Annotated in this window: 8 protein-coding genes and 3 tRNA genes; 4 read left to right on the top strand and 7 right to left on the bottom strand. The window is 50.8% G+C overall.

All coding sequences use genetic code 11. The annotated features are described in order from the left end of the window. Positions 1-42: 42 nt before the first annotated feature. Entirely contained in the window at positions 43-1,728 is a 1,686-nt protein-coding gene (locus A3OW_RS0104330; RefSeq protein WP_020562199.1) for a SulP family inorganic anion transporter, read from the bottom strand. Between the two features lie 369 nt (positions 1,729-2,097). Between A3OW_RS0104330 and A3OW_RS0104325 the strand changes: the two genes are divergently transcribed. Beyond that, positions 2,098-3,438: a dicarboxylate/amino acid:cation symporter gene (locus tag A3OW_RS0104325; RefSeq protein WP_232422328.1), complete on the top strand. Its 1,341-nt coding sequence runs from the start codon at positions 2,098-2,100 to the stop codon at positions 3,436-3,438. Positions 3,439-3,979: 541 nt separating this feature from the next. Beyond that, positions 3,980-4,150, top strand: a complete 171-nt coding sequence (locus tag A3OW_RS28180; RefSeq protein ID WP_020562196.1) for a hypothetical protein — start codon at positions 3,980-3,982, stop codon at positions 4,148-4,150. Between the two features lie 169 nt (positions 4,151-4,319). Here A3OW_RS28180 and A3OW_RS0104310 read toward each other — a convergent pair. The 4 genes from A3OW_RS0104310 to gltX all read right to left on the bottom strand — a co-directional run bounded on the left by A3OW_RS0104310 (position 4,320) and on the right by gltX (position 6,116). After that, positions 4,320-4,395: transfer RNA gene (locus tag A3OW_RS0104310), tRNA-Glu, on the bottom strand. 91 nt (positions 4,396-4,486) lie between these two features. After that, a tRNA-Glu gene (locus A3OW_RS0104305) sits at positions 4,487-4,562 on the bottom strand. A 26-nt stretch (positions 4,563-4,588) separates the two neighbouring features. After that, positions 4,589-4,664, bottom strand: a tRNA-Ala gene (locus tag A3OW_RS0104300). 48 nt (positions 4,665-4,712) lie between these two features. Next, on the bottom strand, positions 4,713-6,116 hold the full coding sequence (gltX, locus tag A3OW_RS0104295) for a glutamate--tRNA ligase (protein WP_026223325.1): 1,404 nt from the start codon (positions 6,114-6,116) through the stop codon (positions 4,713-4,715). Positions 6,117-6,841: 725 nt separating this feature from the next. On the opposite strand from gltX, the gene A3OW_RS0104285 reads away from it, so the two are divergent. Next, positions 6,842-7,846 (top strand): OmpA family protein, encoded by a 1,005-nt coding sequence (locus tag A3OW_RS0104285; protein WP_232422327.1) that lies wholly within the window; start codon positions 6,842-6,844, stop codon positions 7,844-7,846. 147 nt (positions 7,847-7,993) lie between these two features. Here the strand turns inward: A3OW_RS0104285 and A3OW_RS0104280 are convergent, their stop codons facing one another. Then, positions 7,994-9,112, bottom strand: coding sequence for a glycosyltransferase (locus A3OW_RS0104280; RefSeq protein ID WP_033411558.1), 1,119 nt, complete (start codon positions 9,110-9,112; stop codon positions 7,994-7,996). A 432-nt stretch (positions 9,113-9,544) separates the two neighbouring features. On the opposite strand from A3OW_RS0104280, the gene A3OW_RS0104275 reads away from it, so the two are divergent. Further along, positions 9,545-13,147 carry an EAL domain-containing protein gene (locus A3OW_RS0104275; RefSeq protein WP_157385788.1) on the top strand — a complete coding sequence of 1,201 codons (3,603 nt, stop codon included), beginning with the start codon at positions 9,545-9,547 and terminating at the stop codon, positions 13,145-13,147. 45 nt (positions 13,148-13,192) lie between these two features. On the opposite strand, the gene A3OW_RS0104270 is transcribed toward A3OW_RS0104275, so the two are convergent. After that, complete coding sequence (locus A3OW_RS0104270) at positions 13,193-14,074, bottom strand: c-type cytochrome (RefSeq protein ID WP_020562190.1); 882 nt, start codon at positions 14,072-14,074, stop codon at positions 13,193-13,195. Between the last annotated feature and the right edge of the window lie 195 nt (positions 14,075-14,269).

Raw genomic sequence — 14,269 nt, 5'->3', positions numbered from 1 at the left:
TAAACTCCAGGTCATACCGACTGCAAAATCAACGTACGCCATTCATACCAACCCGTGATGGTCGCTTTTCCTGCGGCTCATATGATTCCGCTTCATCTTGCGGACCGCCAGAGGATGCCGCGAATAGGTGTCGTGATATTCCATTCCCAAAAAGCGGCAGTTGCCGCCTCGGGATTCGTAGTCGTGCTGGAAATGATGCAGATATTCCATGACAGTATGATCGATCAGATAGGCATTGCTCAACTGAAAAATCACTTTTTTGCCGTTTTCCAGTCCGGCGAGGGCGGCCTTCAATTTGAGGAAGTTGGAAAAAATCGCGGCGCCGACGATTTCGACGACGACGGAATCCTCGTCCAGATTCTCGACGACGAAGTGGATCCTGAACAGATTGTTGACGCGGACGCCCCGCAGCATATGGATCGCAAACTTGACCAGGATCCCTATCGCCACGCCGATCAACAGATCCGTCGCCAGAACGCCGATAATGGTGGCGACGAAAATGAACAACTGTTCCTTGCCCACCCCCATCACTTTCGCGAACTCCTTCGGGGAAGCCAGACGGAAACCGGTAAACACCAGCAACGCGGCCAGTGAAGCCAGAGGAATGCTGTGAATCAGGCGCGGGAACAGAACGACGAACACCAACAGGAAAGCGCCGTGGAAAAAATTGGCCCAGGACGTCTTGGCCCCGTTATTGACGTTGGCCGAACTGCGCACGATCTCGGCGATCATCGGCAAGCCGCCGATCAATCCGCAAACAAGGTTGCCGGTTCCGACCGCGGTCAGATCGCGATCCAGGTTGGAATGCCGCCGGTACGGATCCAGTTTGTCGACCGCCACCGCGCTCAGCAAGCTTTCGAGACTGCCTACCAGACAAATGCTGACGACCGCTTCCAGAAACTCCGGCGTCAACGTTTTCGAAAAATCGGGCAAATAAAAACTGGACAAGAAATTTTCCGAGATCGCCACCAGAAACTTCGGCCCGACCGTCGCTTCGTGATGCGGCAAGAAATGGGCATCCGGCAGGAACAGATACATGTGCTCGTGTTCCAGGTCGAAATAGCGCGCCAGCCCCATCCCCAGCAGCACGACGATGATGGGCGCGGGTATCATTTTCAGCTTCGGATTCCTGACCGTCGACCAGAGGACCATAAGCCCCATGCTCGCGATGCCGATGACGGCGATGTCCGGATTGGGATTCAGAAGACTGTGCGGGATTTGGGCAATGGTCATGAACAGATTGCTGGTGCCGGGCGTCACCCCCAACATCACGTGAATCTGTTTCGCCATGATGATAATCCCGATCGCCGCCAGCATGCCGTGCACTACCGAGGCCGGAAAAAACGAACTCAGCCGGCCGGCTTTGCCGAGGCCGAGCAGAATCTGCAGAACGCTGGCGACGACAATCGCCGCCAGCGTGTATCGGTAACCCGCCATGGCATCGCCTTCTCCCAGCGATTGCACGGCCCCCAGAACCACCACGATCAATCCGGCGGCCGGGCCGTTGATGGTGACGAAAGATCCCGATAAGCGGGAGACGACGATACCTCCGATAATGGCGGTGATCAGGCCGGCGGAGGGAGGAAAACCCGATGCCATCGAAATGCCGAGACACAACGGCAAGGCAATAAGAAACACCAGAAAGCCCGACAACAGATCGTCGCGCCAATGGTTCTTTAATCCGGCCAGGCCGGTTTTGGGTAGAAATGAAGGGGTATTTCCACTCATGCCTATTCTCATGAATTAAATTATCGATGTAGCAGTAATTGTGCCATCTTGTTGACATATTCTAATATTTTACATTTCATTGATATTTATAAAGTTGTTTTGCAGAATGCAGAAAAAATCTCCGGTACCTGTTCAAAACAACCATGCGAATCGGTTGATTTACACCGATGCCCTCTTCCTTCTTTCATGCGTCAGGTTAAAATTTGCTTACTGGATAAAATGCTGCCGATGAGCACACAGGCGTCTTCTTATCCCGCATGGAAGGGATGGATTCGCTTATTCCAGCGGCGTACTCATGAAGCGAAAAGGCTCTCAATGCCGATCCGTATTGAAGCGGCCGAAAAGCTTCAGGCGGATTCGAAACAACCCATGCCCTTAAACCAATCTCACTCACCGACACTCATGGCAATCTTCGGCTTTCGCTCCTTTCCGTTATATCTGCAAGTCATTCTCGCAGTTCTGCTGGGAACTTTTTTCGGCGTCTTTTTCGGCACCGGTCACTATTTTTTCGGTCTGCTGAGCAATGCAGCGCTGGGCCAATTGGGTCAATTGGTCATCCGCTTGCTAAAAGCCCTGGCGGCGCCATTGATTTTTTTCGCCATTATGGACGCCATGATCAATACCGACATAAGTCTGCGCCATGGGCGACGCTTATTGGCTCTATGCGGCCTCAATCTGACGGTCGCCCTGCTGATCGGCCTGACGCTGATGAATACCCTGGAGCCTGGGCGCAGTTGGCAAGGCCGGTTTCCCGAAATGATGCAACTGCCTGGCGAACAGAGCCGCCTTCAGCCCGCAGCACGTCCTGAAGCTTTAACGCTCGATCCTTTAAAGAATATATCTTCTTATATTCCGGAAAGCCTGGTGGAGCCGTTCGTCAAAAACAGCGTGATCTCGATCATCTTGCTGGCCTTGCTCGCCGGAGCCGCGCTGCGCCGATTCCGGCAGCAGGCTTTGCCCGACGATCGTTCCGGGCTGGATTTGCTGGAAAAACTGATCGGCATCGGCTACCGGTTGCTGTTGCAGATGCTGCTGTGGATCGTTCACGCCATTCCGTTTGCGGTATTCGGCGTAGTCGCTCAGGTGGTCGGTAAATCGGGACTGACCGTGTTCGAGCTGGTTGCGGTCTTTCTGGCGAGCATGGTGGGCGGATTGATGATTCATGCCCTCATTTATTATCCGTGTCTGGCCAAATGGGGTGGCCGCATGCCAATCCGGCGCTATTTCGGCCTCGGAGCCGACGCCATTCTGACCGGTTTGTCGACCAACAGCAGTCTCGCGACCATGCCGGTGACCCTGCGCTGCCTGACCGAGAAAATGGGTATTTCGAGCCGGTCGGCCCGGCTATCGGTATGCATCGGCACCAATCTGAACAACGACGGCATCCTCTTGTATGAAGCCATGGCCGCTTTGTTTCTGGCGCAAGCGGCGGGGGTGGATCTCGATCTGCCACAGCAATTGGTTATCGTTGCGGCTTCGGTGATGGTGGGGCTCGGCGTCTCGGGCATACCCGAAGCGGGATTGATTGCGCTGCCGGTCGTTTTGAGTACGGTGGGCCTGCCGGAAGCATTGATCATGACGGCCATTCCTCTGATCACCACGATTGACTGGATCATCGCCCGTTGCCGCTCCGGCGTCAATGTAATGAACGACATGCTAATTGCGATCTTGCTCGATCGGCTGGAAAACCGCCGGAATCGGCGGCCTTGACCAGTCTGCGTCTTGTTCACCGCAGAAACCGCTTATTCTGGCAGGCATCGATGATGCCGAACTCATCTTAACAAAAAAATGCCATCCATTTTTAATTATCGCCACGAGTGAAATAATGATATTTTATAAACCGTACCTCCTGTCGATTCCGCGCTATGAATCATAATGCTTTTTTTACCAGAATAAAGTGGATATTTATTCTTCTGTTGGTCATGATACTCGACATATCCCCTTTCCCCGTTTTGGGGCTTATCCTCTTGTATATTTTACTGTTTCGTCCGATTTGGTTCAGGGATGCGGTGATGGAAATTTACGAAATAAAAAACCGTATCGATTCAAATAATTCAAAATAGGCCAGACAAGCCGGAAGATCTGAAGACCGGCGGTGACGAATGAAACTCGACGGACAGGAATTTATCAAATCAGTGAATTTTGAACGAGAGAGAAATTGAATGGATCGTTATTTTAATCGGCGCAGCATAGAAGAAGATTGATCTGTCGTTTTTCCTCCATGCCTCGCTTTATTTTTAGGAATCTTACGATGGCCAAAGTTACTTTTTTTCCAAGATTGCTTCTTGGTATTGTTGTACTGCTGGTTTTGATTGTTTTGCACGTCATTCCTCTTCCGATACTGGAAGTAACCATCCTGTTCGTGATGATTTTTCGCCCGCTCTGGTTTAAAAATCTGGTAGACCAGATTTATGACCAATAGAAGGCGATTTTCTGCAAGCTAAAGACGGCGCCACTGCCTTAACGGGCGAAGTTCAATAGAACTTTGTCAGGCGCTTGAAGGCGAGCGGATGGCGTTGGGTACGGCTGAAAGGAAGGAATTCTCGAATATGAAGAAAACGGGCTATGACAAATCGCAGCCCGTTTGAATATGGCGTCCCCAAGGGGGTTCGAACCCCTGTTACCGCCGTGAAAGGGCAGTGTCCTAGGCCGCTAGACGATGGGGACTGAAACGGATTTACATCTCAATCTGACATTCGGCAAATACTCGTCACCGCGCAGCCAATAAAAAGGCCTACTTGATGCAGGCCTTGAATTATGGCGTCCCCAAGGGGGTTCGAACCCCTGTTACCGCCGTGAAAGGGCAGTGTCCTAGGCCGCTAGACGATGGGGACTGAAACGGGTTCAGTCGATAAGTATTTGGTGGAGCCAAGCGGGATCGAACCGCTGACCTCTTGCATGCCATGCAAGCGCTCTCCCAGCTGAGCTATGGCCCCATCAGTTGAGAACGGGCATTATAAAGCATTTACCGATCATGTCCAGAATTAATTTAAATTTTTTATAAATTCGATGGCGCGGCGAATTCTGGACAAAGTTTTTTCCCTACCGAGGAGTTTCAAGGTGATGTCGATTCCCGGCGATACCGACGTGCCCAGGACGGCGACGCGCAAGGGCTGAGCCACTTTACCCATGCCCAATCCCAGGTCTTCGGCGAGCTTCGCGACGATCTGATGCAGGACGTCACCCTCCCAGGACGTCACTTCTGCAAAGCGGTCGTACAACTTGGCCAAAACCTCGCCGGAGCCTTGCGTAAAATTCTTCTTCACGGCCTTTTCGTCGTAATGGTCGAAATCGATATAAAAATATTGGCCGGCGGCCGCCATGTCGACCAGCGTTTTGCAGCGTTCGCGCTGCGCCAGGACCATGTCCATCAACGCCGGCCCTTCGGACGGATCGATGCCGAGCTGGCCGATATGCCAGCTCAAATGCCGGGCGACGTGCGCAGGATCGCTGTTCATGATGTACTGGTGATTCAGCCAAAGCAATTTTTCCGTGTTGAAGGTGGAAGCGGACACGTTGACGTCTTCCAGCCGGAAATACTCCACCATTTCGTCGATCGAAAATATTTCCTGGTCACCGTAAGACCAGCCCAGGCGCACCAGGTAGTTCAGCAAAGCTTCCGGCAGATAGCCGTCGTCGCGGAACTGCATGACGCTGACCGCGCCGTGGCGTTTGGACAGTCGCGCGCCGTCGGAGCCCAAAATCATCGGCAGGTGCGCGTAATGCGGCACGGGAGCGCCCAATGCTTGCAGAATATTCATCTGCCGGGGCGTATTGTTGATGTGGTCGTCGCCGCGAATGACGTGCGTCACCTTCATATCCATGTCGTCCACCACCACGGTTAAATTGTAGGTAGGGGAGCCGTCCGCTCTGGCGATGATCAAATCGTCCAATTCTTTGTTGGCGACCACGATCTCCCCTTTCACCAGATCCGGGATGGTCACCACGCCTTCGGTCGGATTTTTGAACCGCACCACCCGCTCCCTGCCCTGAGGGTGTTCCTTGAGGTCCCGGCATTTGCCGTTATACCGGGGCTTTTCCTTGTTGGCCATCTGTTCGGCACGCATCGATTCCAGCTCTTCTTTGGTACAGTAGCAATAATACGCATCGCCCTGATCCAGCAACTGCCGAATAATTTCCTTATACCGGTCGAAATGGTGGGTTTGATAGAAAGGCCCCTGATCGTATTCAAGACCCAGCCAGGTCATTCCTTCCAGGATGGCGTTCACCGATTCCTGGGTGGACCGTTCCAGATCGGTGTCTTCGATTCTCAAGATGAAGCTGCCGCCGTGCTTGCGCGCGTACAACCATGAAAACAAGGCCGTCCGGGCTCCGCCAATATGGAGATAACCCGTCGGGCTGGGGGCAAAACGTGTCGTGATACTCATTGATAATGTTATTGTCGTTAAGAAAAATTTAAATTCACATCTTGTGCTCGGCCAGAAAAAGCAATGACTACAAAACGTCTAAATCACTTGGCTCCTGCGTCCTTTTTATCATCGGCGGCTTTGACATTTCTCCGCTCATTTTATCTCCGGTTCATTCAATCCTTTTATGGAGTACGGACGGAAAAACGGCTTTCCGCCCGGGTTCCGTGCGGCAAATTTTCAAAATTCAATTCGATGGCCTCGTCCATGCCGGCCAAGAAGCAGACGCTTTGGCCCCATGCTTTTCCGGCAGGCAAATTTTAACATTCATTCGGAGCAGAGTACCGACCGAGATCGCCGAAAAAAATAACCGCACTTAATGAGAATCGCTTTTAATTCGAAATAATTCTTTATTTAATATTTATTAAATAAAGAATTATTTCGTTATGGAAATTAAAGACAAAATCTACTGTTTTGAAATCAATAGGCACAATGCTAAAATCGAAAATGCTCGAAACTGTAATACCGATAAAATTTCATCGTTTTGTGAACAAGGAGATATTGAAATGAAAAAAACACTAATAACGGCTACGTCAATTGCAGTTGCACTCCTTGTCGGATGCGCCTCGCACCCGACAAGCATTTCCGAATCCTTTCAAGCGACCGACCTGAATCCGCTGCTTGCCTCCGGCCTATATCAGCAAAAAACCGACAATTTTTTTGTTATCAATGATTCCTCTTCCTCAATGTCGGAAGAATATGAAGGGGGAGGATTCAATCTGGATCAGGAACCCGACAAGTTTTCAATCGAAAAGGAAATTTTAAACAGAATAAACCAGACCATCCCTAATTTGAATTTGACTACGAGTATCCGCAGTTTTGGCTTCGGCCCCTGCACCTCCTGGGGAGACACTCAGCTTAATCTGCCTCCTACGGCTTATTCGAAACCCGCTTTCAACTCGGGTATCGATGCCTTGGCCTGTTCAAGCGGGGGCTCTCCGATGGCCAGTGCAATTGAAGGCACCACGATGGATTTATCGGCCACCAGCGGTCAAATAGCCGTCTTGATCCTGAGCGACGGCCATGATCTGGACGGCAGTCCGGTGCCTGCGGTGCAGGCATTAAAACAACAATACGGCGACCGGCTCTGCGTCTATTCGGTCTGGGTGGGCAATAAAGAGGAAGAAGGCGGCAAACTCCTTTTGAATCAGCTTTCGGATATCGCAAGGTGCGGATTTCGAGCGCAGGCCGAAGACATTGCTTCCAGCGGCGGCATGGCCAAATTCGTTCAGAGCGTGTTTCTGAAACCTGCCGCAGCGCCTGATTGCAAATCCATGGATACCGATGCGGACGGAGTCAACGATTGCGACGACAGATGTCCCGACACATTGAAAGGAGCTCACGTCAATCAATTCGGCTGCTGGATCGTCGACATTAAATTCGATAACGACAAGAGCAATATCAAGCCTGAATATTACAGCGAGCTCGACAGCGCTGTCCAGGTCATCATGAACAATCCCGGCGTTCACATTGAAGTACAAGGCCATACCAGCAATACAGCATCGGCCGAATACAATCTGGCTTTATCGGATCGCCGCGCCCGGGCGGTGGCCAATTACCTGCGCGACAAAGTGGGCGCAAACGCCACCTTGACGGAGCGGGGTTACGGCTTGACTCAACCCATCGATACCAATGAAACCGAAGAAGGCCGCGCCAATAACCGCCGCGTGGAACTGAAAGTCCTCCGGTAATTTTTTTGACCTTGATCCGGGAATGAAAAAATTCCCGGATCCGCCAAAGTCACTGTGGCCGGACCGAAAGCCAGCGGCAAGATAGCCGTCTTCGGCTTTCTCGGGCCGGCCCATTCCGTACCCCGCCCTTGTCAAGCCCTCTTGGCCCTACCCTATTTTCTGCCGGGCAAAGTCCAGATTTTTCCTGATGCGTTCCGCATCCGGCAAATTCAAAGGCAACCGGAGAATCTTTTCCGAAGCTTCCCGGCTTTCCCGGTAATGTCCCGTCCAATAAGCGGCGACGGCCAGTTCGTCGTAAATGCGCCATTGATAGATTTCTTTTTCAACAAATAAAATGTCGTCCGGACAAGGAATTTCCGAACCGGTTTTAGCAAACATGTAGGCTTGCCAGAAACATCCTTTATTGCGGCAATAGACGGCCAGCTCATGCAAGGGTTCGGCTCCGCGGTCCGGACGCATTTCAAAAGCCTTCAACAAGAGGGCCAGAATGTCGCCGAAGGGTTTGTCGAGCCGGACGGCCAGTTTTCCCGCGCGATACTGGGCAACAAAATTTTCTTCATCCCAGCCGGGCATTTCGGCCCGAATCAGATAATTCTCGTAAGCATCCTTGAAACGACCGGCATCGTGATAGGACTGGGCCAGATAAAAGCGACTGCGGCAATCGTCCGGATGTTTTTTCAATTCGGCCTCCAAAAGCTGCGCATCCTTGAGGAACTTTTCTTCGGCGGTGATTCCTCTGGATCTGGCTCCTTCTCCGGGCCTGACCATGATCCGGACTTCGGATAAATGTTTTTTTTCTCCCGTTCCGGCAACGTTATGCAAATATTCGTGTACGACGCCCTGCCATTGCCATCGCGTCTTCCGGATATCGATCAAATTGGCGACGGCATAACTTAATTCGCCATATTGTTTTTCCAGAGTGTACGTCATTCCGGGTTCGAGCTTCCGGTAAAACAGGGGATCCGAATAAACCAGCTCTTCATCGGCATCGATTAACAATACCCAGTCCGCCTGTCCGCAGCGGTAAGCATGCTCCAGGGCCTGATTACGGTTGTGTCCGAAATTGACCCAGGAATGATGATGAATCTCTCCGGGAATTCCGGCTTCGTTCATCCACCGTTTGATAAACTCCGGCGTGCCGTCGGTCGAACCGGTATCGACGATGACATAGTAACCGATGACGTCCTTCACCGAGGCAAACAAACGCCCGAGCACGGGAGTCTCGTTTTTGACGATCATATTAAGACAAATGCGGCTGTCTCGCATGGCAGGAATCCTTGTGTATAAACAAACAAGCTTTATGCTGAACATGAATTCATGGCAATATCCTCTCCGAAGCCATTTTCCAACTTTGGTCATTCTAGGTCATGGATAAGATTAAGCCAGCGGCTTTTCATCCGCTTCACCAAGGAACCTGAGTACGGCAACTAGTCTTTTTCTTGAAATTCCGAAACCCCCGTATACAATAGACATACGGATAAGAAAACTTCAATCCCATGTTTTCAATGTCGTGTTCGAATTCTGCCGGAATTGACGTCCGGCCACGAGAGTTTATCGACAAGCAAACCACTGAGTTTTGATCTAGAATTAATACCGGGCGCCTACTCGAAGATCTTTCAGAACCATTCCGTGAATTCATCTGATTATCCGCTTTGCGGCATCGGGAAAACTCCGGATTTTCAAATTCCCATACAAATCATGAAAGAATTGCTTCATCCTCGCAAATACGGCGGCAAGAAAAGCGTTATAGAAACGACGATAGGCACAAGCTTGCTTCATATCGTGATCACCGCCGTATTGTTTTATATCGCCGGGAAACTGACTCTGCCGCTTTCGGTGCCGCCCAGTTACGCTACTGCGATCTGGCCTCCTGCCGGCATTGCTCTCGGCGCTGCCTTGCTTTGGGGAGGCAAGGTGTTGCCCGGAATCTTCATGGCCGAATTGATGATTCATTATGAAGTCTACAATACTCCGTCCATGGTCGATTCGCCGGGCGTGTTGCTGGTCTTTTTTCTTAACCCCGTCAACAGCGTGGCAAGAGCGTGGCTCGGCTGTATTTTGGTCAGGAAATTCGCCGCCTATCCCCACGACATGGTCTCGGCCAGGCTGATTGCCTTGTTTTTTTTGATGGCGGGCCCGGTGGCCACTTTTTTTCCCGCCGTTTTCAGCGTCTTCGGCTTATTATATAACAACGTCATCATCCGGGAGGATATCGTATTCGCATTCCTGACGTGGTGGCTCGGCGATTGCACCGGGATTGCCGTTTTCACTCCGCTGTTTTTCATCATTTTCAACCGCTCCAGCCCGATCTGGCGGCAACGGTCGTTTGCGGTAGGGTTTCCGCTCATCGTGATGTTTCTCATCACCGCATCCGCTTATTTATTTGCGCAGCAACACGAGGTTCTACGTTTACAAAAAATCATCGAAGATCAAGCCTGCAACCTCAGGAAAAATCTGGAGAATCAGTTTCGGCATCAATTGACGATCATGAGCGTCTACAAAGGTCTGGCCGGGATTACCCAAATAAAAGAGGATAATTTTCGCACCGTTTCGCTTTCAATCATCCATCAGCTTTCGAATGCTGCCAATCTGATCTGGCTGGAGCCGGTCGACAACAGGCCCGGTTCGCGCTGGATTAAACGCTATTCGGTGCAGGAATGGACCGGCCAAACCAGTGATTCGTCCATAACCGAGACGGTTCGGAAAGTTGACTTCGGCTCGGGAACGGTGGTCGTAACCGAACAATACGATTTTCTTGTTCTGATGCCCGTAGCCGATACTCGTAAGAACGGTTGCCACTGCCTGAAAGGAGTGGTTGCCGGAGTTTTTAATATCGGCCGCTTTGTCCAGGACTCGTTGACCGGTATTAACGTGAATCATATGGCCATCGTACTGTTCAACAATCGGAGCGAAAACAGGAGGCTACCGATTTTTCAATCGCATGTAGGGCAGGACGGCGCCAATTCTCTGGCATTGTTCAATCGGCAAACGGTGGTGCTCGGTCCCGGCCAATGGATGTTGAATGTGACTCCGGACAATAAATTTCTGAGCGAAAATTACTCGTGGTCGGTATGGCAGTTGTTGGCCGGCGGCATGTTTCTCACCGGCTTGACCGGTATTTCTTTGTTGGTTCTTACCGGACATACCGAATCGGTCCGCTCGGAAGTTTACAAACGCACCGAAGAACTCAAACTCAGCAACAGCAAGCTTGTCGCCAGCGAGGAACAGTTCAGAAAGCTGGTGCATACCCAGTCCGCCATCGTCTGGCGGGCCAATCCGTTGACGATGCAATTTTTATTTGTCAACGACGAAGCCGAAAACATCCTGGGATATCCCGTCAGGGATTGGCTGGACGACCCTTCTTTTTGTCAAAAACATATTCATCCGGACGACTTCGAACGCACCCGAGCGGTTTGCATGGCGGAAACCGCAAGGCAGAACAGCCATCAAGTCGAATTTCGCATGTACGCTGCGGACGGGCGTTGCGTATGGTTGCGAAATTTTATCGACTTGACTGTAGAGCACGGCGAAGTGTCCGAACTCTATGGCTTCATGGTCGATATTACCCGGCAAAAGCAGGCGGAAGAGCAGCTTCGCCTGGCGGCTACCACTTTCGAAAGCCAGCAGGGAATTCTGATTACCGATAAAAACGCCAGGATTCTCAGAATAAACAAATCCTTTACTGAAATCACCGGCTATTCTCAGGAACAAGTCGAAGGAAAAACTCCCGGCATTCTAAAATCCGGTCTTCACGACCAAGAGTTCTACGAAAACTTCTGGAACCAATTAATCCAGGAAGGCCGCTTTGAAGGAGAAATGTGGAACCGGCGGAGCAACGGCGAAATTTATCCGCAATGGCAAACGATCAATGCCGTCAGGAACGACTCAGGCGAAGTTACTCATTATGTTTCGGTTTTTTCCGACATTACCGAGAAAAAAGAGGCCGAAAACAAAATTCATGCCCTGGCCTTTTATGACCCCTTGACGGGCTTGCCCAATCGGCGATTATTGCTGGACCGGTTCGATCATGAATTGGCCGTGGCCCAAAGAAACAAAAAGTTCGGCGCCCTTTTATTCCTCGATCTGGACCATTTCAAATGGCTCAACGATACGCAAGGGCATCTGGTGGGCGATCAATTGCTGATTCAGGTCGCCGCGCGTCTGTCCTCGGTGTTGAGAAAAGAGGATACTCCCGCCCGTCTCGGCGGAGACGAGTTTGTCGTATTGCTCCCTGCCCAGTCCGACAGCCCGGCTATTGCGGCAGAACACACGTTGACCGTCGCGGAAAAGGTCCGGGAAAAACTGAACGAGCCTTTTCTCCTCGATCAATATCAGCATCAGCTTTCGCCCAGTATCGGCATCGCTCTGTTTCCGTCGGACCAGGAAACTCCGGCTAAAATTTTGCAACAAGCCGATATCGCGATGTACCGTTCCAAAGCCAGCGGGCGCAATACCATCAGTTTTTTCCATCCGGCCATGCAGGAAGAGGCCAACCACCGGGTCAATCTGGAATCCCACATCCGGGATTCCCTGAAGAAAAACAGATTTTTTCTGTATTATCAACCGCAGGTCCGCGAAAACGGCACGGTATCCGGAGCCGAAGCCTTAATTCGCTGGCATCATCCGGAAAAAGGCGTGTTGACTCCGAAAGACTTTATTTCCGTGGCTGAAGAAAGCGGAGTCATTCTGGAAATAGGTGCCTGGGTGCTGATGGAAGCGTGCCGGCAAATTCAATCCTGGCAAGCAGAAGGAATTGTCTCGCCCCATATCTCCATCAACATCAGCGCCCGGCAATTCAGACAGAAAAACTTTGTAGGCCAGGTTCAGGAGGCCATTGAGAACACCGGAATTTCGGCCGGTTTACTCGGAATCGAACTCACCGAGAGCCTGATGATTGCCGACATCGAAGAAACCATCGCAAAAATGAAAGCTCTGAAAGAGTTGGGCGTGGCCATCGCCATCGACGATTTCGGTACCGGCTACTCTTCGTTGATGTATTTGAAACAATTGCCGATCGACGTATTGAAAATAGATCGGGGGTTCATCCAGGATATTACCGACAATGCCAGCGATGCCGTGATTGTTGAAACCATCATCAGCATGGCCCGTCATTTGAATCTGCACGTCATCGCGGAAGGGGTGGAAACGTTTCACCAGATGAACTTTCTGAAACAAAAAGGCTGCCGCCATTTTCAAGGCTATTATTTCAGCGAGCCGATCTCGTCCATTCTGTACGCCGAAAAATATTTGGCGGACTCAAACCGGCCGGTCCTGAGTCAGCAGGACAACGCCCTGAATTAAAAATAACCGTCTTGCCTGCGCCGAAACCTCGAAGGCCATTCCCCATCAATTTTTCTTTTCCAGTTTCATCTGCTTCAGATACCTGACAATGTCCTCGGCACCGTCCTTACCGATCAGTTCTTCGAAAACGGGCATTTTGGTGCCGGCTCGGTAATTCTTTGCATTCAAAATGAATCCGACGAGTTCTTCTTCTTTAAAATACTCGGTAATGTTTTTCGGAATGTTGAGTTCGGGACCGACTTCTCCGCCCGACAGATTCACCGAATGGCAACGAATGCAATAACGGCTGAATTGATTAAAGCCGTTATTGATTTTTTTATCCGTCACCGAAGGCGCAGCGGCGCCGAAATAAGATTTGGCGGATTGCAAGGAAACGGAAGCCAGTTGAAACGGCCATGGATAGCGCCATTCGTCCAGGCCTTTCCTGGACCAGACCAGATAATACGGAGCCGGGGTCATCGTTTGTTTGCCGAATTTGAATTCCAGCCATTTCTTATTTGCCGGCGCCGCATTATCCTTAAAAGCAATAAACCCTTCTTCGCTCAGGGCATCCTGGTAGGCCATCGCCACCTTATAGCCGTCGACCGCGGTAAAAACGATCAGCCGATCTTCGGCAGTCGAGGGCGGCATCGGCAGTTTTTCAAGGATTTCCCGTAGAGAATAAGCCTGGTATTCTTTGGACGTTTTATAGACAGGATCGTGTCCGACCGCGACCGTTCGCGCCGGCGGTAACTGCGAATCTCCGGCTTTGATCAGATTGAATTCAGGCCATTTTTCGGCGGCAAAAACCGATTGAATCATTAAAGACAAAAAAAACAAGATATAAAAAAGCCCCCGATTTTTCATACCCATGCCGGCTCTCATTGATTGGTTGTCGATTTCCGGATTATATACCCATTGCTCATGATTCTCCGGCATTTTATTCATGCGTGCCTCGAAATCCGGACAAGCCGAAAACAATTTTTTCAAACTCCGGCGAATCCGATCGATTTTTTATTGCCGAACGCCTAGACTGTTAATAAACGTAAATATTGGTTTGTTTGAACTGCCGCCTGAAAATGCCGCGCAATACATTCTTGCCTGCTGAAACTTATTGCCGATTTCTGTATCAATGATAATTTC

The organism is Methylosarcina fibrata AML-C10 (assembly GCF_000372865.1).
Taxonomy (GTDB): Bacteria; Pseudomonadota; Gammaproteobacteria; order Methylococcales; family Methylomonadaceae; genus Methylosarcina; species Methylosarcina fibrata.
Note: the sequence above shows the minus strand (reverse complement) of the source record. Positions and strands in the feature narration are given on the sequence as shown.

Coding starts and splice junctions, on each gene's coding strand:
- A3OW_RS0104325 (WP_232422328.1), top strand. CDS start 2,098: ATGCCCTTAAACCAATCTCACTCACCGACACTCATGGCAATCTTCGGC.
- A3OW_RS0104270 (WP_020562190.1), bottom strand. CDS start 14,074: ATGAATAAAATGCCGGAGAATCATGAGCAATGGGTATATAATCCGGAA.
- A3OW_RS0104330 (WP_020562199.1), bottom strand. CDS start 1,728: ATGAGTGGAAATACCCCTTCATTTCTACCCAAAACCGGCCTGGCCGGA.
- A3OW_RS0104280 (WP_033411558.1), bottom strand. CDS start 9,112: ATGCGAGACAGCCGCATTTGTCTTAATATGATCGTCAAAAACGAGACT.
- A3OW_RS0104275 (WP_157385788.1), top strand. CDS start 9,545: ATGAAAGAATTGCTTCATCCTCGCAAATACGGCGGCAAGAAAAGCGTT.
- gltX (WP_026223325.1), bottom strand. CDS start 6,116: ATGAGTATCACGACACGTTTTGCCCCCAGCCCGACGGGTTATCTCCAT.
- A3OW_RS28180 (WP_020562196.1), top strand. CDS start 3,980: ATGGCCAAAGTTACTTTTTTTCCAAGATTGCTTCTTGGTATTGTTGTA.
- A3OW_RS0104285 (WP_232422327.1), top strand. CDS start 6,842: ATGTCGGAAGAATATGAAGGGGGAGGATTCAATCTGGATCAGGAACCC.